Here is a 20,935-nt window from a genome sequence, read left to right as displayed (position 1 = left end):
CGTAATTCGGCAAGGTCATAGTACCAATGACAGCCCAAAGCCAGTGCATCGCCAATCAGTGCGCCCATCAACGCTCCAGCTACGCGTTGCATGCTTCATCTCATTTTTCGTCATGAAATCCGATGGATATATGCGTGCCATCGCAAAAGGGCTTGTTACGAGACGCGCCGCAGCGGCACAAAGTCATTCGATTGCGCACTTCGTATTCGAAACCATCAGATCCGATTAATGACACCCCACCGCGCAACCATAATGGACCGGAACAAGCCTTGGAAGGGTCTTCAATCAATGCAATGGACGGTTCAAACTTTGGTTCAATCGGTTTTCCGGTATCGTTGTCCCACGCCACCAGTCGCCCCGATGGGCAGTCGCAGGTCTGCTTGACAAAATGCTTGCTGGGTAAGGGCCTATCTGTTGTGAAGACGAGTTTCCACACGGATCCTTGGGGGTCACAAAAACGTGCGGACGAACACAAGCTCTCCACATCGGTCAATGACATGCTTGGGCCCCGCAACGTCCTGGCCTGCTCAAGATAGGGCAGGCGCTGCGCAGTTTCAGTACCATCAAAACCAACGGTTAGATGCGATCCGTCGCAAAATGGCTTGTTGCTGCTATGGCCGCACCGACACAACGCGTACCGTTCCTGAGAGGGGTATGTCCGGCTGTGCTTCCACTTTGTCGATTCACTCTCTTCATTGGTTCCGATGATTTCCTTGCTGAGGGGAACCTTTCCCGATACAACATACGGGCCATCCTTGGTGATTTGGACTTGAGGTCCACTAACTTTTACCGGATTCATTTTGGCGCCTCCGAATGGGTTGGAAAATCCTGATGGGCGGACGAGTCCTACCATACTGACTCCTGCAAAACTGCTCCTCAAAACTTTTTCGCAAGGAAAGAGTTTTTAGAAATTTTCTGGGTGCTTGACAGTGCATTATATCATGTCTAAATTTTAATTAATATCATAAGTATATTTAGTATATTACTAATGTCTACTACAACAGAATCGTTATTGCCCGAGGAAATCCATATGTCAACAGAAATGAATTGCCCGTTTCATAATACCGCTGCTGCGGGAGAAGTGCAGTCCAATCGTGATTGGTGGCCAGAACGTCTTAATGTGGGCCTACTACGCCAAAACTCATCATTGTCAGATCCCCTGGATGCAGATTTTGACTACGTCAAAGCCTTCAAGGAGTTGGACTTCGATGCGGTAAAAGCTGATCTCCGCGCATTAATGACGGATTCTCAAGAATGGTGGCCAGCCGATTTTGGAAACTATGGACCTTTGTTTATACGGATGGCGTGGCATGCTGCCGGGACCTATCGCACGGGTGACGGTCGCGGTGGTGCGGGCGCAGCGCAGCAGCGCTTTGCACCGATCAACAGTTGGCCGGATAACGTTATTCTGGATAAGGCACGGCGTTTGATCTGGCCGATCAAACAGAAATATGGTCAGAGCATCTCTTGGGGGGACCTGATGGTTCTTGCCGGAAATGTGGCATTGGAGTCGATGGGCTTCAAGACCTTCGGCTTCGGCGGGGGGCGCAGGGATGTCTGGGAACCCGACGAATCTGTTTATTGGGGATCGGAAAGGACCTGGCTGAGTGATGCCAATCGCTATTCCGGTAAGCGTGATCTTGAAAATCCCCTGGCAGCAGTGCAGATGGGTTTGATTTATGTGAATCCGGAAGGCCCCGGAGGAAACCCCGATCCCCTCGCCGCTGCAGTGGATATCCGTGAGTCATTCGCACGCATGGCAATGAATGATGAAGAGACATTGGCATTGATTGCTGGAGGCCATACCTTCGGGAAAACCCATGGTGCGGGTCCTGCAACGCATGTCGGTCCCGAGCCAGAGGGCGCGTCTATTGAAGATCAGGGATTAGGTTGGAAAAGTAGCTTCCGAAGCGGCAAGGGCGGTGACACAATCGGGAGTGGTCTGGAAGTCACCTGGACCAAAACGCCAACGCAGTGGGATAACAGTTTTCTTGAAACGTTGTTCGGATTTGAATGGGAACTCACCAACAGCCCGGCGGGTGCGAACCAGTGGGTGGCTAAAAATGCACCCAGTAATGTTCCTGATGCCCACGATCTTTCCAGGCATCATCGCCCGACCATGCTGACTACTGATCTGGCACTGCGCTTTGATCCGATATATGAGAAGATTGCACGGCATTTTTACAACCATCCTGATGCATTTGAAGACGCTTTTGCCCGTGCCTGGTTTAAGTTGACCCATCGGGACATGGGCCCCAAAACCCGTTATTTGGGCAAGGAAGTGCCAGTGGAGGATTTGATCTGGCAGGATCCCATACCGAAAAGGAATCATCCGCTCATCAATGAGCAGGATGTGGCTTCCCTCAAGGCCAAAATTCTGGATTCGGGTTTGACCGTTTCCGAGCTGGTTGCAACCGCCTGGGCATCAGCCTCATCTTTTCGGGGATCTGACAAGCGCGGCGGCGCCAATGGCGCGCGTATCCGTTTGGCGCCCCAGAAGGATTGGGAAGTCAATCAGCCTCGGCAATTGGCAAAGGTATTTCAGGCACTGGAAAGCATTCGCGCTGATTTTAATGGGAAGCAAAGGGGGGAGAAGCGAGTTTCTTTGGCAGATATCATCGTTCTTGGGGGTTGTGCGGCGATTGAAGCAGCAGCCAGAAAGGGCGGTCACTATATCACGGTTCCTTTCAGTGCCGGGCGTATGGATGCGACTCAAGACCAGACGGATATCGTCTCCTTCGCACATCTGGAGCCGATAGCCGATGGCTTTCGCAATTACTGTAGCGCTCGGGCTTCAGATATCCGTGCTGAGGTACTGCTGGTCGACAAGGCGCAGTTACTGAAACTGACGGCCCCGGAAATGACGGTGTTGGTTGGCGGCTTGCGGGTATTGGGAGCCAACTATGCGCAGTCCGACGAAGGGGTATTTACGGATCGGCCTGGGGTTCTCAGTAATGACTTCTTCGTCAATCTGTTGGATATGGCTACGGAGTGGAAAGCTGACTCGGAGGTTAAAAACAGCTTTTCTGGTTATGACCGTAAAACCGGAGAGCAAAAATGGAAGGCGACCCGGGTGGATCTGATTTTTGGTTCCAATTCCGAGTTGCGGACAGTGGCCGAGGTGTATGCCAGTGCTGACGCGCAAGCCAAATTTGTGCGGGATTTTGTGGCAGCTTGGGCCAAGGTGATGAATCTGGATCGTTTTGATCTGGCTTGATATTGCTGTGCATTGCCCAGATTCAAGGCAAGCGGGGATCTCGGTATTGAGGGGATGGAGTTGCAGAATAACAGGCCTGGAAAAAATGTTATGAAGGACGAATCGCCATGTTCTCCTATGTCCTTGACTTCTGGTTTCACGAGATCGCGCCGGCGCAGTGCTGGGCGGCCGACCGACATGCCGCTCTGGTCTCATCACATTATTCGATGTTCATCACGAAGGAGTGCAGCCCAATGATCTTCCGTCAGCTCTTCGAAGCAGAATCCGCTACCTACACCTATCTCTTCGGTTGTACCCAGACTGGGCAGGCAGTGCTCCTCGATCCGGTGCTGGAGACCGTAGAGCGGGATCTGCAAGTCCTACATGATCTCGGGCTACGCCTGAGTTATACCCTGGAGACACATATTCATGCCGACCATGTGAGTAGTGCCCGCAAGCTCAAGGCCCGTGTCGGCAGCCGTATTGCAGGGCCGGCCATGGATAGCTTGCCCTGCACCGATTTCGGAGTGGCCGAAGAGCGGCCTTTGAGCCTGGGTTCGCTTCATTTTCAAGCCCTTTTTACCCCCGGACATACGGATACCCACCACGCTTATCTGGTGATGGACGGCGACACTTGGCAGGTTTTCACCGGAGATGCCCTGCTCATTGATGGCTGCGGACGCACCGATTTCCAAAATGGCGACGCAGCCACCCTGTACCACTCCGTTCAGGAAAAGCTGTTTGTCCTGCCTGACGCTACCCTGGTTTACCCGGCCCATGATTATCAGCACCGGCATGTTTCGTCTATTGCCCAGGAAAAGGAGCGGAACCCGCGTCTGGCTGGCAAAAGCTCGGCGGAGTTCCAGGCCATCATGGCTGATCTGAAACTGCCCAATCCGCAAAAAATGGCATACGCTGTCCCTGCCAATCTTGCCTGCGGGCGATGTCCCGAGGACATTTCAGAAACGCTCCGCCGTCTTTGCGACCCATCATTTCAGGGAGGGTGACGACGGTATGAATCATGGCCATGAGTTTGCGACCCTGTTCAACCATATCCCCCTTGAACATGGGTTTGACCTGTAGTCAGGCCCCATTGCCCGATGTGCCTGTCCGGCCGTAGGACTAAGCAGCCTTTGACGCAGATCCCTGCTGAAAACTGACCAATTACAACCGCTGATTAACACCCGAGTGATGACGCCTTATTGAAATTGTTTTATTTGGCTCTGCAGAATATCAGCCAAAAGTGGACCATGCCGATCCGGGATTGGAAAGACGCCGTGGATGAATTTGGTTTGATCCTATATAAGCCTGTTCAAATCAAAGAAATGGATGGGTTACTTACGCAGGCTTTGCGAGAAATTAGTGAGCCGGTTAAAGTTCTGGGCAGCAGGAGCTGATTGAACTGGAAGTAACGGAAAGTGCGCCGATGCTTGATTTTCCCTCAGCCATTAGTACCTTGCAGGCGATTAATGCTTTGGGAATTCATATTGCCCTGGACGATTTCGGCACCGGGAATGCATCACTCACTTATCTTCAGAGATTACCAGCACAACCCATTAAAATTGATCAGAGTTTTGTACGCGACATTCTTGTGGATAACAAAGATTTAGCCATTGTTGCCGGGGTTACTTCCACTGCGCAGGCATTGGGCCTGGAAATTGTCGCCGAAGGCGTAGAAAGCCTGGGACATGCGCGCAAGCTCGCTGATTTGGGTGTGAATGTACTACAGGGTTTTGCAATAGCGCAGCCTATGCCGGCTGAGGACATCCCGAATTGGGTAGAGAATTATAAACCCATTTTCCGCAGTAATTGATTGCCAATATCAGTCAGGCTTGGTCGGTTTTAACTGCCATTGCGGCCAGATGTTCTGAGCCTGGCGATCCAGTATGGCTGCATAAATAATGGTATTGGTCAGTACGCTCTGGACATAATGCCTGGTTTGTCGGTAAGGGATGTTGGCAGTAAAAATGGGTCCCGCCCAAGGTCCCTGGGTGGGACCATCCCAGTGACTCAACCAGCGCTTGGGTGCCCCGGGGCCGGCATTGTAGGCGGCTGCAGCGAGTAACTCTGATCCGCCAAAACTTTGCTGTTGCAAACTGAGATAATTGGAACCCAGCACCAGATTTCCCCGGATGCTGTGCAGATCAGCATTGGCGGCAGCGGGAATGTGTGATTGCAACCATTCAGCGGTGGTGGGCATGACCTGCATCAGTCCCTGCGCGCCAACATCCGAACGGATTCCAAAAGCAAACCCCGATTCCTGACGAATGAGGCCCGCCAGAAAGGCCCGGCGCAATCCTGTCTGGTTGGCGGCACCGCTGATTTCCTGAGCATAAGGGAGGACATAGCCCTGACGCCAGTCACCGCCATCAGCGATCAGACTGCTGGCATGAATACCCAGTAACCAGGCCTGTTGCTGAAAGGCCATACGGGCTGCTGCCTTGATCTGGCCGGGAGTGGAGAGGGTACTCAGGTCATGATCCCATTCACTTAGGGCATCATAATACAAGCCCAGTTGATAGAGCTTGATGGCTGCGCGCTCAGACGCAGTTTCTTGCAACACGGGTAGGGCAACATCTTCTGGTTGAGCGGCGGTATTCGTATTGAGATCCAGGGACTGTCCCAGCGTGGCCATGGCTAACTGCCCATAATAGGTCCAGGGGGAAGCGAGAGCGCCGAGTTCTGTTTTTGCCTGTACTGTATTCCCCAGTTGCAGCATGGCTACGGCTTTCCAGAATTGCCACTGCCGCTGCTGACTTTGTGGAGGAGTCATAAGGGTGACGGCATCGTTCACCATGGTCCAGCGCCCCACCCGAATAGCAGTCCGTACCATCCAGGCCAGCGTTTCCGGTTGAGGATGAAACTGAGGGTCGGTGTTATAGGCCAGCTGATACCAGCGTCCAGATTCGGGTCGAAAAGACTGGGTAGCCTGAAAAGCACAGTGATACAATACCCGGGCTTTTTGTGTCGCATTCAGCGTCTGGATTTGCTGCACAAATTGTACGGTCTGTAGGGGGTGGACTGTTGCCAGGCGCAACAAGGCGAGCTCCAGAAGACGGACTTGTGCCTCGGGCCATGATCCCGTGCCGTTTTGCTGGATATGCGTTTGTATCCAGCTATCGGGATGATCAATGGTGGCAGTCAGCTGCGCGCCAGCCTGACCATTCAGGTAGGGCGCAAAGTGGCGCGCCGCAGAAAAAGCGGATGCTTCAAACATCTGCTGCAGCCGCTGCCAGAGTTGATCCTGGGAAATCAGGCCCCGCTGCAGGCTGTCGCGGGCCATAGCATTACATGAATGATCACGGGCCGGTGCGCTGCTCCACAAAAAAAAGGGAGAAACAACATTTTCATTTTGTAAGGCGGGATCCCGCAGGGCGTCACAACGTAACTGGATGAGATCCGGCTTTTGCCCGGATTGATAAACGCTAGTGAAGTTTTTCCAGTCGTGACGATGAGCCAATTGGATCAACCATTGCCGACGCAGCAGATGATGGGCAACACCATCGGGAAAACGCGAGGAATACTGGAGATATTGCTCTTGGGACAAGGTGTTAAGGCGAGGTTGTAAAGACCAGTAGCCTACCCAGGAACCCATATAGGTATTTTCGAGCGCGGGAAGGGCCACTGCAGCCGGTCTGTAATTACCTTGTGAAAAAGCCTTTGCGGCCGTTTGCAACAAGGATTCCTGTGTTGAAGTAAGGGGAATATTGTCTGCATAAGCATTGCCTGCTACAGCAAAAATGCAGGTTGCCCACAGCAGCAATTTTTTCTTCACGATTGTTTTTTGAGATGAAGCCATCGGCCGAGGTGTTTTGCAAGAGAGTGTGAACGTTGTGGATGATCTTTCGCTAAAGGGCCAACATGCAAATTGAGGGGTTCGCAGTGATCCTTGCCGTGACAGATAACGCCATGGGAATCACAGTTTTCACCGGCTTTTTTCAAAATCTGCACCATTTTAGCCTCTGCTTCTGCTCCACAGCGACCATCATATTGGATCAGGACGAGGTGTTTCTCCGGTAGCACTTCTACATGCCCGCCCATTTCTTCAAAGACTTTAAGTTCTGCCAACGCCGAGTCGGTCACCCCATGCAGGGCTCCACTGATGATGAAGCGGTCGCGACGCTGTTCTTCTTGCTGTTTCATGCTTTTTTCCTGCTATGTTAGAGACCATTCAGCATGAATGTCCCGAGAATAAACTACATGCACCCCAGTATAGTGCCATCTGACGGTCTTGTCGGAAAGCTTTTAACCGGGGTCCGGTAGTGGGCCGGGAGGCTTTGCAGCGACTTTGGCCCGCGCCGTTGTTGTTCTTGGTGAAATCCTGCGCCCGTCAGGAGAGCTGTTTGAGCCCGCAGGGCGAGTTCTCTCCTGACAGCAGGATGAGCCTTAGAACAACAGGCAAGGGACGTTGGCGCAAAAAGCCTCCCGGCCCACTACCGGACCCCGGCAGCATGGCCTCCCTCAGCGCCGACTTTCTGGAAGCGGGGCAAGCAGGGAAGCCAGATCATCAGGACCAAATTGTAGCTTGTCCTTGCGCGCCTTATCGAGCACTCCGGAGGCTAATATCGCTTTTCTCTCCTGCAGCGCCAGGATTTTTTCTTCAATACTGCCGGCTACAATCATTTTGTAGACAAACACACGACGCTGCTGACCAATGCGATGGGCACGATCCGTAGCCTGGTTTTCGGCGGCGGGATTCCACCACGGGTCATAATGGATGACCGTATCGGCCGCTGTGAGATTCAGGCCAACACCGCCAGCCTTGAGGCTGATCAGAAATAACGAAACCTCACCCCTTTGAAAGCGATCTATGGGTGTTTTCCGGTCTTGGGTATTCCCGGTGAGCTGTACATAGGGAATATGCATTTTATCCAGGCGTGTGCTCATCAAGGCCAGCATTTCTGTGAACTGGGAGAACAGCAGAATCTGGCGACCTTCGGCAAGAAGTTCAGGGATCATCTCCATCAGCATGGCGAGTTTGGCACTTTCCTGAACCTTGCGGGCCTTTTCACTTTTCAACAGTCGCGGATCGCAGCATACCTGACGTAATTTGAGCATGGCGTCGAGAATCACAATCTGACTGCGCTGAAAGCCCTTGGCAGCAATTTCCTGACGAATTCTCTCGTCCATGGCACTGCGTACGGTTTCATACAGGTCGCGTTGCGCCCCTTCAATATCTACCGAACGAATAATGATGGTTTTTTCCGGAAGTTCTTGTGCTACTTCCTCTTTTTTGCGCCGCAGAATGAAGGGGCGGACGCGTTTGGCCAGCAGGTTCAGGCGCTCCACATCACCATGGCGTTCGATAGGACCACGCCAGATTTTTTGAAACGTGCGTAAATCACCCATAAAACCGGGCAGGAGAAAATCAAACTGCGACCAGAGCTCACCCAGATGATTTTCCAGGGGGGTTCCAGTCAGCGCCAGGCGATGGGTGGTAGGTATTTCCCGAATCGCCTCGGCAGCGCGACTTTGGGCATTTTTAACCATTTGTGCTTCATCGAGAATCAGCAAATGAAATGGCTGGTTTTTGAGTAGTTCGATATCCCGCCACACCAGAGGATAAGTAGTCAGTACCAGATCGTGATGGGGTATTTCTGAAAACAGGTCCAGTCGCTCCTTGCCGTGCAGTGACAGCACCCGCAACTCGGGCGCAAAGCGTTCGGCTTCTTCCCGCCAGTTATGAATCAGCGACGTCGGCATAATGATCAGAGCGGGGTTTTGCAGGCGTCCATTTTCTTTTTCCAGCAATAGGTGCGCGAGGGTCTGGGCAGTTTTGCCGAGACCCATGTCATCGGCAAGAATACCCCCCAGGTTATGTTCGCGGAGAAATTGCAGCCAGGCCAAACCTTCCTGCTGATAGGGGCGCAGCGGCAAGGCAAAACCCTGGGGAGGTTCTACAGGGGGTATTTCGCCACTTTGCGGGAGGCGTTTACTCAGTCGCCGAATGGCATCCATGCCCTCACTGCGCCATTGCTGACTATCGGTAATTTCGGCCAGCCGCGTGACATCATAGGCGGAAACACGCATGGGTCCTGAAGCGCCAAGGCTGAACAAGTCAATAAGGGTTCCCACCAGTGGTTTGAGTCGGTGGGCAGCAGTTTGAATGGGAACTCCCGAAGGGGTATGCAAATGGATAGCTTCATCATCGGGAATATGGGTTAAGCCTCCGGGACTCAGCCAGCGTGGATCGCGGGCAAACAGCGCACCCAAAAGCGGCGCCAGCGCCAGTCTTTCGCCTTCGACCACAATACCGACATCAAGGCCGAGCCAGCCTTCTTCTTCTCCGTCCACCTGCATATCCCAGGCATCAATATGCAAAAAATGATGGCGGAATCCATCTGGCCAGTGAACTTCCCAACCTGCGTCGCGCAAAGCCCCCACGCCTTCATTCATGAAGGTATTCCAGTCATTTTCGCTAGCCAATCCATAAATGGGCTGTGGTAGCAAAGAGAGGCTATGAAAAAGACTGGCTTTGGCGACTTTCATACCGGTATCCGCCAAAATTTTCAGTGCCTTCTTTTCTGCTTTGCGATCGCGTTGGACATGCACGGTTTCGCCATTGGCGAGAGTTTGTATTTCGCTGTCATCATCAATGGCAATATGCGCAGGCCCATAGATAAAACTCGGTTGCCCGTAATCAAACCGGCAATTGGGACTCCACTGGCCGGGATAATCCCGGTAGGCTTGCATCCCCATCAACGCCAGAGTATCGCACCATAGAGACGGCTGGAGTGGCTCGGTAATGACCCGAAGATCCTTCACGGGATCGGCCACTGGAACAGGTAGGTCAGGGGCCGATTCTTCCAGAATATTTCTCAGTAGTGCGGCCTCCTGAATGTTGAGAGGGGGTGCCTGGAGAAGATCCTTTAGCAGGGAGGGCTTGATGGGGATGTCAATCGGGCCGATTTCGAGATTTTCCGCATCCAGATACCAGGGTACATCCAGAGTCAGCAAGGCTTGGGTGGGTGGTTCGGTTTCCAGAATAGGATGTTGTTCGGTACCCTTGAGCGTTTTCCAGAGTAATTTACCCACACGAATATCGCCCATCCGCAATGGTGAGGAACCGGGTTTATTCATAAACAGGCGTTCACTGGCAGCCAGCATACCCAAAGCGGCGCCACCATGGCGTGGACCCAGCGTAAAATATCCGCTTTGAGGGGCGTAAACATCTTCAATGAGCAAACGGCGTATGACTACCTGATCCGTTTCATCCAGAAAACCGGGTGGTCGGCGTAAGGCCGCTTCAAAATTACTCCAGGGTGTAAGTTCGCTGCAAACACCCTGTTTGTTCAGGCGCGCTTTGAGACAGTGCAAGGTGGGCACACGTTGCTGATGACTACGAATTTCCAGAATCCAGTGGAGTCGATAGGTGGTCGTGGGGATTCTGCGTGGTGGCGGATTCAGATGTGAGCGCAGTTCACCCAGCCATTGCATCACATGCGGCCTGGGGGTGTTGACTGGCTGTGGGCTACCACGTTGGGCGAGATATGCCAGTAACACGGCGGCGACATGTTTGCAGCGGCTCCCAACGGGGCAGGTGCATAAACTGATGAGCTGCCCCTGACTCAGATGAATATCCACATGATATGGATTGCGGATACTACCTTGCACCCATGCACTGAGCTCCGTATCGTTTGGTCGTTCAAGATGGCTGACCGCTTGCCGATAAGGCTGGGCCTTGCGGATTTCCAGGTCACCCAGCCACTGGCGGAGCATGTCGTAGTCATAGGTATCCAGACTGGGTAGCGCATGGTTACTGCGATGCCAGTTCATCCAGTCGTCATTATTGGGCATTGCTGTGCTTGGGTATCCATTGTGAATGCTAGTCGTTCATGATACACAGCCTGTAGCCCCCTGGGAAAGTGCGCAAATTATCCGTACCAACTGCCTTTTTGGCATTTATCTGGTTATCATGGCCTAAATCGTGAACAGGTTCTGAGGAAATAAGAATATGGCAGCATTTGGAACCAGTGGGTTAAGAGGGCTGGTCAGTGATTTAACCGATCAACTGGTTTTTACTCATGTGCGGGCATTCCTTCGTTATCTCCGCGATATCGGCGAATATCAGAGTGGTGAGAAAGTGATTCTTGGCGGCGATTTAAGACCCAGTACCCCGCGCATATTGGCTGCCAGTTGGGCTGCCGTGCTGGCAGAGGAGGGTAAGCCCCAATTTGCCGGTTATCTACCCTCACCAGCGCTGGCTTTTGCCGGAATGTCGGCGGGCGTCCCGTCGCTGATGGTGACTGGCAGCCATATTCCTTTTGATCGTAACGGCATCAAGTTCAATCGTCCGCACGGCGAACTAATGAAAACTGACGAAGCCGGCATTCTCGCTCAAGACATGCATGTTGCAGCGGATTTATTTACAGAACAGGGCGCCCTGTTGCATCCGCCGCTGCTGTCTGATGCCGACCCGCGTTATCTACAAATCTATCAGAATCGATATCTGGATTTTTTTGGCAAGGAAAGTCTGGCAGGTTTGCGGCTCGGCGTGTACCAGCATTCCGGAGTGGCCCGGGATCTGCTGGTCGATATTTTGGTGGCTATGGGCGCGGAAGTATTGCCGCTGGGCCGTTCTGCAGAATTTGTTTCTTTGGATACGGAAGCGTTGCGCCCTGAAGATACCGTGTTTGCCCAACAGGCCGTGGCCGAGCATCGGCTGGATGCTTTACTGACGACCGATGGAGACGCTGATCGCCCCATGATTGCGGACTCTACGGGGCGCTGGTGGCGCGGTGATGTTCTGGGTGTGCTTACCGCCCATACGCTGGGTGCGCAAAGTGTCGTAACCCCGGTCAGCAGTAATACGTCGCTGGAATTATCAGGATTATTTGCGCGGGTTCACCGTACCCGGATTGGCTCTCCCTATGTTATTGCAGCCATGCAGACTGCTCTCGCTGCAGGTGAGGGGCCCGTAGTGGGTTATGAAGCCAACGGCGGATTCTTGCTAGGCAGCCCCCTGCAGCGGCATGGACAAATCTTGCAGCCGCTCCCAACCCGCGATGCAATCCTTCCCATGCTTACCGTTCTGACAGCGGCAAAACAGCAAGGTATTGCGCTTGCAGCACTGATGGACCATTTACCCCCGCGTTTTACCGCCAGTGACCGGCTGCAGGATTTTCCTACCCGGTTGAGTCAGCAGCATCTGGATGCTTTCAGGGGCGCCGACGAGGTTCTGAATCTGACAGCCTTCAGCCACTCTTTTGGAAAAGTGGCAGGCCTGGCAGTCAGTCTGGATCACACCGACGGGATTCGCGTCACTCTGGAAAATAGCAGCATCATTCACCTGCGTCCTTCGGGAAATGCGCCGGAATTGCGATGTTACACCGAAGCAGATTCATCTGATGAGGCCGAGCGCATGTTGCGTGCTACTTTGCAGATCATGCATGGCTGGCGGCATTAACTTGTTGCCGCGCCTTTCCCGCGCATGGTGGATATATGCAGGAACCGGACTGATCATTCTCGACCTGCTCCTGATGGTGCTGCGATATTTGGGGGTGGTTTTCAAAACCAACGCCGTAGCGGTGCTGGCGGTCCATCATGGGATGGATGCGGAAGCCGAAAGCCTCCTGCATCTGGCCAATATTCTGAACATGGTGCGCTGGAAATGGATTGGAGGAATTCTTGTGCTGGGTGTCCTCCTCTTGCTTATCGGTTTTTGGCGCTCTTTTTCCCGACGTCGCTGACGCTGATCTGACTGAGCAGATAATCCTCATAACTGCCTTTGAAATCTTCAATGCCCTGAGCAGTGAATTCAATAATGCGGGTCGCCAGAGAAGAGACAAATTCGCGATCATGACTGACAAAAATCAGGGTTCCATCGAATTTTTCCAGCCCGTTGTTCAGAGATTCGATGGATTCCATGTCCAGATGGTTGGTGGGTTCATCCAGAATCAGGACATTAGGTTTTTGCAGGGTAAGCTTGCCAAATAACATCCGGCCTTTTTCGCCACCCGAAAGCACCTTAACGGAGCGGCCGACCTGATCCTGACCGAAGAGCAGGCGACCGAGAACTCCACGAATGACCTGGTCATCATCTTTTTCGGTGCGCCATTGGCACATCCAGTCGAAAAGAGTCAGGTCTTCCGCAAATTCCGGCGCATAATCCTGGGCAAAATACCCGATTTTCACATTTTCCGCCCATTTGATCACCCCGGCATCCGGTGCCATTTCACCCATCAGGCAGCGCAATAAAGTCGTCTTCCCCAGACCATTGGCACCAATAATCGCAATACGTTCACCCGCTTCAATATGCAGCCGCAGCTTCTGAAAAAGGCGTAATTCTCCGAAAGACTTGGATACGTCCTTGGCATCCAGGGCATATCGATACAACTTACGTTCCTGTTGAAAAACCAGATAGGGATTCTGACGGCTGGAAGGTTTGACTTCCTCCAATTGGATTTTTTCAAGCTGACGGGCGCGGGAAGTGGCTTGTTTGGCTTTAGAGGCATTCGCTGAAAACCGGCTGACAAAACTTTGCAGTTCTGCCATTTTTTCTTTTTTCTTGTCGTTATCAGCCAGTAATTGATCCTTGACCAGCGTGGATGCGCGCATGTACTCATCATAATTACCGGGATAAACACGCAGTTCGCCGTAATCCAGGTCGGCCATGTGGGTGCAAACACTATTTAAAAAATGCCGGTCATGGGAAATGATGATGATGGTGCTTTTGATGGTGCTCAGCAATTCTTCCAGCCACTGAATGGTATGAATATCCAGATTGTTGGTAGGTTCGTCCAGGAGGAGGATATCAGGATCAGCAAATAAGGCCTGAGCCAAAAGTACGCGCAGTTTCCAGCCCGGTGCCACTCCCGACATCAGGCCGTCGTGCTGCTCCAGAGGAATGCCCACCCCAATGAGCAGCTCCCCGGCTCGGGCTTCTGCGGAATAACCGCCCAGTTCGGCAAAGTCACTTTCAATGTGGGCTACCGCCATGCCATCTTCTTCATTCATTTCCGTCAGGGAATAGAGGCGATCGCGCTCCAGCTTCACCTGCCAGAATTCGCCATGACCCATCATCACCGTATCCAGTACCGTATATTCTTCAAAGGCGAATTGATCCTGGCGCAATTTGCCCAGTCGTTCGCCGCTGCTCAAGCTGACATTCCCGGCACTGGGTTCGAGGTCACCGCCCAGGATTTTCATGAGGGTGGTCTTGCCACTACCATTGGCACCAATCAGACCGTAGCGGTTGCCGTCCCCGAAATCCACGGACACATTCTCGAACAAAGGCTTTGAACCAAACTGCATGGTCAGTTGATGGGTACTGAGCACGTCACACTCCAATAGGCGATAAGAACCGGGCGCGATGATAGCACTGATCGGGTTTAAGTGTCCTTGCTTGTGGACATGCTGAACAAATGATTAGCTTGACAGCAATCAAGCCTATACCTTAGGTTAGCAAATCGAACAACGCTGGGGGCGTCTGCCAGGGGGCAGGCTGAGAGGAACCCTTGGAACCTGATCCGGGTCATGCCGGCGTAGGGAAGCGCTCCAGGATCAACTGTCTGCGTCTTTCTTCCGTGCCCCGATCATGTTTTTCGTAATGCACTGGAACATGGAGGAAGCACAATGGCGACACGTCCTACCGATATCACCTATAACATGCAGGAAGCCACGGTTACCACAGGATCCATACCGGGTTCCCGCAAGGCCTACCTCAGCGGTGAAATGTACCCTGAGTTACGCATTCCCCTGCGCGAAATCCAGCAGACCGACTCCCGCAACCGCGATGGTTCGGTAGAGCATAATCCGAAGATTCCCGTGTATGACTGTAGTGGTCCTTTTACCGATCCTGACACTCCTATTGATATTCATGCGGGTCTCCCGGCTACCCGTTGGCAGTGGACTGCCATGGAAACGCCTTTGGAGCATCGTCCAGAACCCAGTTCGGCTTATGGTCGGGCCCGCCTCGCTGACGCCAGGACTGCAGATTTGCGTTTTCAACAGCGCCGCGAAATCCGGCGGGCCACAGAAGGAGCTAACGTCTCTCAAATGCATTATGCCCGGCGTGGTATTATCACTCCGGAAATGGAGTATGTGGCCATTCGGGAAAATCAGGGTCTGGAAAAATTGCGCGCCACCCATCCCGAACTGTTTCGCGCGCATCGTGGCGAATCCTTCGGAGCACAGATTCCTGATGTGGTCACTCCGGAATTCGTCCGCGAAGAAATTGCCCGGGGTCGTGCCATCATTCCCGCCAATATCAATCATCCAGAACTGGAACCCATGATTATTGGCCGCAATTTTCTGGTAAAGATCAATGCGAATATTGGTAATTCGGCAGTCACTTCTTCCATTGCCGAAGAAGTCGAAAAAATGGTCTGGTCCATCCGCTGGGGCGCCGATACCGTGATGGATTTATCCACCGGAAAGCATATTCATGAAACCCGCGAATGGATTATTCGCAATAGCCCGGTTCCCATTGGCACCGTACCCATTTATCAGGCCCTCGAAAAAGTCGACGGCAAAGCCGAAGATCTGACCTGGGACTTATACCGCGATACGCTGATTGAGCAAGCTGAACAGGGCGTGGATTACTTCACCATTCATGCCGGAGTGTTGCTCCGTTATGTGCCCCTGACTGCGCGGCGGCTCACGGGTATTGTTTCCCGGGGTGGTTCCATCATGGCCAAATGGTGTCTGGCGCATCATCAGGAAAGTTTCCTCTACACCCATTTCGAAGAAATTTGTGAAATCATGAAAGCTTATGATGTCAGTTTTTCTCTGGGCGATGGCTTGCGACCCGGTTGTCTGGCAGATGCCAACGATGAAGCGCAGTTTGCCGAGTTGCATACTTTGGGCGAACTCACCCAGATTGCCCGGAAGCATGACGTGCAGGTGATGATTGAAGGTCCCGGCCATGTTCCCATGCAGATGATTCGCGCCAATATGGACGAAGAACTGCAACACTGTTTTGAAGCGCCGTTTTATACGTTGGGACCCTTGACCACGGATATTGCTCCAGGCTATGACCATATCACCAGTGCCATCGGTGCAGCCCAGATCGGCTGGTATGGTACCGCCATGCTCTGCTATGTGACCCCCAAGGAGCATCTGGGTTTGCCCGATAAAAATGATGTTCGGGAAGGAGCTATTACCTACAAGATCGCTGCTCATGCCGCAGATCTTGCCAAGGGCCATCCGGGTGCCCAGGTGCGGGATAATGCCTTGTCCAAGGCGCGCTTTGAATTTCGCTGGGAAGATCAGTTTCACCTGGGTCTGGACCCGGAAAAAGCCCGGGAATATCACGATGAAACCCTTCCGCAGGAAGGGGCCAAGGCAGCACATTTTTGCTCCATGTGTGGACCACATTTCTGCTCCATGAAAATCTCCCAGGATTTGCAGGAATATGCCCAGAATCAGGGTGCAGAAGACCTGGAGGCGGCGCGCGCCCAGGGCTTGCAGGAAAAGGCCGAGGATTTCCGGCGTTTGGGTAAAAACATTTATTTGCGTTGAATTCTAAAACCGGCAGTTGCCGTGGATGCTTTTTGCTCCATTGTTCCTTGCCTGTTGTTCTAAGGCGCATCCTGCTGTCAGGAGAGAACTCGCCCTACGGGCTCAAACAGCTCTCCTGACGGGCGCAGGATTTCGCCAAGAACAACAACGGCGCGGAACAAAAGTCGCTGCAAAGCATCCACGGCAACTACCGGTTTTAGGTGGTGATCTGTTCTTATACAAAAAAGCCCGGATAGACCGGGCTTTTTTGACCGGGACAACGTCCCGGCCACTGACTCGACTCAGAACCGCTTGCGTGTATAAAAATACGCGATAACAGTAATGAAAAAATACACAACGGGTAAAAAGAAAATATAGTCTTCCAGATGCATGGTCTTACTCCTTTAATGTGAGTGTCCGGTTTTGCCCTGACTTTCCGCATCCTGTTTTTCATACATGACAGCACCGGCTACAGCAATCAGCACAATCATGGTCGTACCCACCAACCAGGCGAAATACCAGGGGCCATAGTCACCAGTAATGACCGCCAGAAACAGGGATAACGCCATGATGAGGGCCATTCCGACAAAAGTGAAAAGATTTTTCATGACTGGGTTGCTCCCTTAATAAGCGTGGTCATCGGCGGGGTTTGGCGGATTAACCTTGCCGCGCATGACCCGAAAACACCAGGTGGTATAAGCCAAAATCGTTGGCACGAAAATGGCGGTGAAAATAGTCATCCAGATCAGGTTGTAACGACTACCTGAAGCATTCCATATAGTCAGACTCTGGTTGAGATTTTCAGACGAAGGCATCAGGAAAGGAAACATGGAAGCGGCAACCGTGCCTAAAATACCTATCCAGGCAATGGCTCCCAACCACCATCCAAGGATGGGTTTGTTGGCGCGCAACATCAATGCACCGAACAACATCCCGGCAATGGCAATTATCGGCACAATCCACAAAATGGGTTGAGCTGCATAATTATCCAGCCAGGCACCAGACACCGCATGCACCACCTGACCACTGACAGCATTGGCGGGCATTCCCGGATCACCGCTGATGAGGCTATAGCCCGTCATGCCGGAAATCATGAAGCCACCAATGATAAACAGCACAATGGCGATGATCCCTGCAGTGCTGGCGTAATTCCGGGCGCGGGAAGCAATGGGATCGGTACCACGTAGCATTAACATGGCACCGCCCTGATATACCGACATGCTGACCGCCAATAAGCCGCTCAGAATGGCAAAAGGATTCAGCAAATACCAGATGAAGGACTCCGTCTGGTAATACTGACCATCCCAGCCGAAATGAAAGCCGACGCCTTCGAGAATATTACCGATAGCTGCACCGTAGACAAACATGGGCAAAAAGCCGGAGACCAGGAAAACCCAGTCCCAGGAATCCCGCCACTTGCTGGCTGCCACTTTGGAGCGATATTCAAAAGCCACCGGACGTAAAATCATGCTGAACAGCAGCAGAATCATGACAATGTAAAAAACCGAAAAAGAAGTGGCGTACAGGGTTGGCCAGGCCGCGAAAATGGCCCCGCCGCCGAGGATAAACCAGACCTGATTACCGTCCCAATGGGGACCCACTACGTTCAGGGCCTGACGGCGCTCGCCATCATTTTTGCCGACGAAGCGCAGCAGGGTACCGACACCCATGTCCATGCCCACCATGATGGCGAGGCCCATGAGCAGGACACCCAGCAGCACCCACCACAATACTTTAAGTCCAATATAGAGATCCATTCTGTTGACTCCTTATTTCTTGGCCAGGCTGGGCTTGGCAAAAGTGGGCTGACCGGCCATGCCACCCCCGGCAGGCGCCTTGTCATGACCATGATGGCTGGCTTGTGGGCCAAGACGCGCGTATTTGAACATCAGGTACATTTCCGCAGCGATGAACGAGCTGTAGAGCAGTACAAAACCGACCAGGGAGAAAATCATGTAGCCGACGCTGTGACTGGAAGCCGACACAAAGGTGGGTAACATGTTGTAAACCGTCCAGGGTTGCCGACCATTTTCTGCCGTAATCCAGCCAAATTCACAGGCAAACCAGGGTAATGGAATACTCCACAAAGCGACTTTCAGGAGCAAGGGATGCTTTTCGATTTCGTTTTTGAGGCTGAAATAGGCGGCAAAAGCAAAAATGGCGAGCATGATAAAGCCGAAAGCCACCATGATGCGAAATGCCCAGAATTCCACCCAGACATTGGGAACCGTTTCGTGGGCAGTTTTGTCCACGACGCTGGCGAGATTGCTGGCATCCACCTTTTTCAGATCCTGATCAGGGGCGTACTGCATGGCCAGAAAGCCATAGCCCATGTCTGCCTGATATTGTTTGAAGGTCGCCAAAGCCTGCACGTTACTGTGGTCATGATTATATTCTTTCAGGGCAATCATGGCCTTGATGCCATTAACGACCTTGGGCTTGGCTTCATCCACCAATTGATGAATACCGGGGATAACCGTGTCTTCCGAGTGGGTGAGTAGAGGCGTTAGTACATAAGGAACACCAATTTCAAAAAGGTTTTTACCCGCAGCTTTATCCGGGAAAGCAATTAGATTCCAGGGCGCGGATGCTGTGTTGTAGTCGGTATTCCAGATGGCTTCCATGGCTGCCACTTTCATGGGTTGAGCCTTGGCGTCAATAAAGCCCAGTGCGTCACCCAAAGTCACCACACCAATAGTGGAAATCACTCCGAAAACTGCAGCAATACGAAAAGAACGCAGGGCAATATCCTTACGCTTGTTGGTAAGTAAATAGAAGGCGCTGATGCCCATGACAAACATGGATCCGGTCACAAAGCCCGCAATGGAAGTGTGAACAAATTTCGCCTGAGCATCTTCATTAAAAATCAGTTGCACAAAGCTGCTGAATTCCAGGCGCATGGTGTTGGGATCAAAGGTTCCACCCCTGGGGTCCTGCATAAAGCCATTGGCTATCAGAATCCACAAGGCGGAAAGGTTGGAACCCAGCGCCACCAGATAGGTAACGACCAGATGGGCTTTGGCACTGATCCGGTCCCAGCCAAAAAACATGATTCCCACAAAGGTGGATTCCATGAAAAACGCCATTAAACCTTCAATAGCCAAAGGCGTACCAAAAATATCCCCGACGAAATGGGAGTACATGGACCAGTTGGTACCAAACTCAAATTCCATCGTCAGGCCCGTGGCCACCCCCAATGCAAAATTGATGGCGAAAAGCTTGCCCCAAAACTGGGTCATTTCCTTATAGATGGGTTTCCCCGTGATGACATAAACCGACTCCATGGTGGCTAGCAGAAATGACAGGCCCAGAGTCAGGGGTACAAACAGAAAGTGATACAAGGCCGTCAGCGCAAATTGCAGACGTGACAACTCAACCACTGTGGGATTAATTAACATATCCATGAACTTCCTCCTACAAAGAAACCGGGGTGTTCCGGTCCGGCGTGTAACGGTGCACCTCTTCATCAGGTGTGCCGAGTTTTTTTACTGCGTTACTGGTTTTTCTGTTGCTGTTGGTGAACAGGCGGGAGTACTTTTGAAAAATTTCCCGATGCCCACGTTGGTTATGAAACCAGTTGTCTTTGCGGCGGATTTCTTCAATGCTGGTCAGGCGTCTTCCCTTGGTTTCGAGGCCAGGGTAAACCAGGGTTTCTCCTGGAAGTGTTATTAACCGTTGGGTAATGCTTTGATACAGTAATTGCGCATCATCCGTGTTGGGGCAGGGCAGGGTGCTGTTGACCAATAAGGTTTTACCGGTAAACAGGCGATCTTCCCAATGGTAAGTCAGTGCGCAGGGACTCTGTCCGGGAGTATGCAAAACCTGCAAACTTTACTTCGCCAAAATAAAGGCTGTCGCCATGGCGCAAACGTAAATCAATCTGACTGTGCATATTACTTTCGTGGGCTAGCACCCGCGCTCCGGTGGTCGTCTTCAGTTGTTCTGCAGCACTCATTTGTTCGATATCATGGTGGGTTTGCAATATATACGTCAGGATGAGGCCCCGTTCCTGAATGAATAGTGCAAAACTTTCCAGCAGTGAAGGCACCGGATCAATAATGACGGCTTCCCGAGTGACAGGGTCACCCAGCAAATAACTGAGTGCGCCTTTTGGGGAATAACATAATTGTCTAAAAATCATCTGCTCCACCGTCAGTTGCCACTGGACCTCAGAGCATAAGCAAACACTGTGCCATTTTATGATTTTGTATGCGGATATCTTTATAATGAAAAAAATATAATTATTTCAATGTGATATTGGTATTTTTGGACGGCATATTTTTCTAAAGACTGAGTGGT

General features: G+C 52.2%; 16 protein-coding genes and 1 riboswitch. Of the genes, 6 read left to right on the top strand and 10 right to left on the bottom strand.

The window, feature by feature from the left end:
* Positions 1-100: 100 nt before the first annotated feature.
* On the bottom strand, positions 101-799 hold the full coding sequence (locus HJG40_RS09105; protein WP_215863893.1) for a CDGSH iron-sulfur domain-containing protein: 699 nt from the start codon (positions 797-799) through the stop codon (positions 101-103).
* Between the two features lie 231 nt (positions 800-1,030).
* On the opposite strand from HJG40_RS09105, the gene katG reads away from it, so the two are divergent.
* The 3 genes from katG (at position 1,031) to HJG40_RS09090 (ending at position 5,009) form a co-directional block, all read left to right on the top strand.
* Positions 1,031-3,217 carry a catalase/peroxidase HPI gene (gene katG, locus HJG40_RS09100; RefSeq protein ID WP_215863892.1) on the top strand — a complete coding sequence of 729 codons (2,187 nt, stop codon included), beginning with the start codon at positions 1,031-1,033 and terminating at the stop codon, positions 3,215-3,217.
* Between the two features lie 233 nt (positions 3,218-3,450).
* Positions 3,451-4,203: an MBL fold metallo-hydrolase gene (locus HJG40_RS09095; protein WP_215863891.1), complete on the top strand. Its 753-nt coding sequence runs from the start codon at positions 3,451-3,453 to the stop codon at positions 4,201-4,203.
* 386 nt (positions 4,204-4,589) lie between these two features.
* Positions 4,590-5,009, top strand: a complete 420-nt coding sequence (locus tag HJG40_RS09090; protein WP_226857345.1) for an EAL domain-containing protein — start codon at positions 4,590-4,592, stop codon at positions 5,007-5,009.
* Positions 5,010-5,018: 9 nt separating this feature from the next.
* On the opposite strand, the gene HJG40_RS09085 is transcribed toward HJG40_RS09090, so the two are convergent.
* From HJG40_RS09085 to HJG40_RS09075, 3 genes are all read right to left on the bottom strand, one after another.
* Positions 5,019-6,872 (bottom strand): lytic transglycosylase domain-containing protein, encoded by a 1,854-nt coding sequence (locus HJG40_RS09085; RefSeq protein ID WP_226857343.1) that lies wholly within the window; start codon positions 6,870-6,872, stop codon positions 5,019-5,021.
* Between the two features lie 95 nt (positions 6,873-6,967).
* Positions 6,968-7,339 (bottom strand): hypothetical protein, encoded by a 372-nt coding sequence (locus HJG40_RS09080; protein WP_024894265.1) that lies wholly within the window; start codon positions 7,337-7,339, stop codon positions 6,968-6,970.
* A gap of 318 nt (positions 7,340-7,657) precedes the next feature.
* Positions 7,658-10,993: a DEAD/DEAH box helicase gene (locus HJG40_RS09075; RefSeq protein ID WP_215863888.1), complete on the bottom strand. Its 3,336-nt coding sequence runs from the start codon at positions 10,991-10,993 to the stop codon at positions 7,658-7,660.
* A 157-nt stretch (positions 10,994-11,150) separates the two neighbouring features.
* On the opposite strand from HJG40_RS09075, the gene HJG40_RS09070 reads away from it, so the two are divergent.
* Together HJG40_RS09070 and HJG40_RS09065 are read left to right on the top strand one after the other, a co-directional pair.
* The gene (locus HJG40_RS09070; RefSeq protein ID WP_215863887.1) at positions 11,151-12,602 is read left to right on the top strand and encodes a phosphomannomutase; all 1,452 of its coding nucleotides are present in this window, start codon (positions 11,151-11,153) and stop codon (positions 12,600-12,602) included.
* Positions 12,586-12,885 carry a hypothetical protein gene (locus HJG40_RS09065; RefSeq protein WP_215863886.1) on the top strand — a complete coding sequence of 100 codons (300 nt, stop codon included), beginning with the start codon at positions 12,586-12,588 and terminating at the stop codon, positions 12,883-12,885. The genes HJG40_RS09070 and HJG40_RS09065 overlap by 17 nt, the downstream gene beginning before the upstream one ends.
* Here HJG40_RS09065 and HJG40_RS09060 read toward each other — a convergent pair.
* Positions 12,848-14,473, bottom strand: a complete 1,626-nt coding sequence (locus tag HJG40_RS09060; protein WP_215863885.1) for an ABC-F family ATPase — start codon at positions 14,471-14,473, stop codon at positions 12,848-12,850. The genes HJG40_RS09065 and HJG40_RS09060 overlap by 38 nt on opposite strands.
* Before the next feature lie 133 nt (positions 14,474-14,606).
* A riboswitch (TPP riboswitch) is annotated at positions 14,607-14,703 on the top strand.
* Positions 14,704-14,770: 67 nt separating this feature from the next.
* Here HJG40_RS09060 and thiC point away from each other — a divergent pair.
* Positions 14,771-16,657 (top strand): phosphomethylpyrimidine synthase ThiC, encoded by a 1,887-nt coding sequence (thiC, locus tag HJG40_RS09055; RefSeq protein WP_215863884.1) that lies wholly within the window; start codon positions 14,771-14,773, stop codon positions 16,655-16,657.
* Between the two features lie 383 nt (positions 16,658-17,040).
* Here the strand turns inward: thiC and HJG40_RS09050 are convergent, their stop codons facing one another.
* From HJG40_RS09050 to HJG40_RS15100, 5 genes are read right to left on the bottom strand one after another with little or no spacing between them, the layout of a single operon-like run.
* Positions 17,041-17,244, bottom strand: coding sequence for a cytochrome bd oxidase small subunit, CydX/CbdX family (locus HJG40_RS09050; protein ID WP_215863883.1), 204 nt, complete (start codon positions 17,242-17,244; stop codon positions 17,041-17,043).
* A gap of 15 nt (positions 17,245-17,259) precedes the next feature.
* Entirely contained in the window at positions 17,260-18,393 is a 1,134-nt protein-coding gene (gene cydB / locus HJG40_RS09045) for a cytochrome d ubiquinol oxidase subunit II (RefSeq protein ID WP_215863882.1), read from the bottom strand.
* A gap of 12 nt (positions 18,394-18,405) precedes the next feature.
* Positions 18,406-20,040, bottom strand: a complete 1,635-nt coding sequence (locus HJG40_RS09040) for a cytochrome ubiquinol oxidase subunit I (protein WP_215863881.1) — start codon at positions 20,038-20,040, stop codon at positions 18,406-18,408.
* 10 nt (positions 20,041-20,050) lie between these two features.
* The gene (locus HJG40_RS15105; RefSeq protein ID WP_226857341.1) at positions 20,051-20,464 is read right to left on the bottom strand and encodes an MBL fold metallo-hydrolase; all 414 of its coding nucleotides are present in this window, start codon (positions 20,462-20,464) and stop codon (positions 20,051-20,053) included.
* A complete protein-coding gene (locus HJG40_RS15100; protein ID WP_226857340.1) occupies positions 20,388-20,777 on the bottom strand; it encodes an MBL fold metallo-hydrolase in 390 nt (129 codons plus the stop codon). The genes HJG40_RS15105 and HJG40_RS15100 overlap by 77 nt, the downstream gene beginning before the upstream one ends.
* Positions 20,778-20,935 lie beyond the last annotated feature (158 nt).

This window comes from Acidithiobacillus concretivorus, assembly GCF_018853445.1.
Classification (GTDB): domain Bacteria; phylum Pseudomonadota; class Gammaproteobacteria; order Acidithiobacillales; family Acidithiobacillaceae; genus Acidithiobacillus; species Acidithiobacillus concretivorus.
This window is presented reverse-complemented; position numbering and strand designations above follow the sequence as displayed.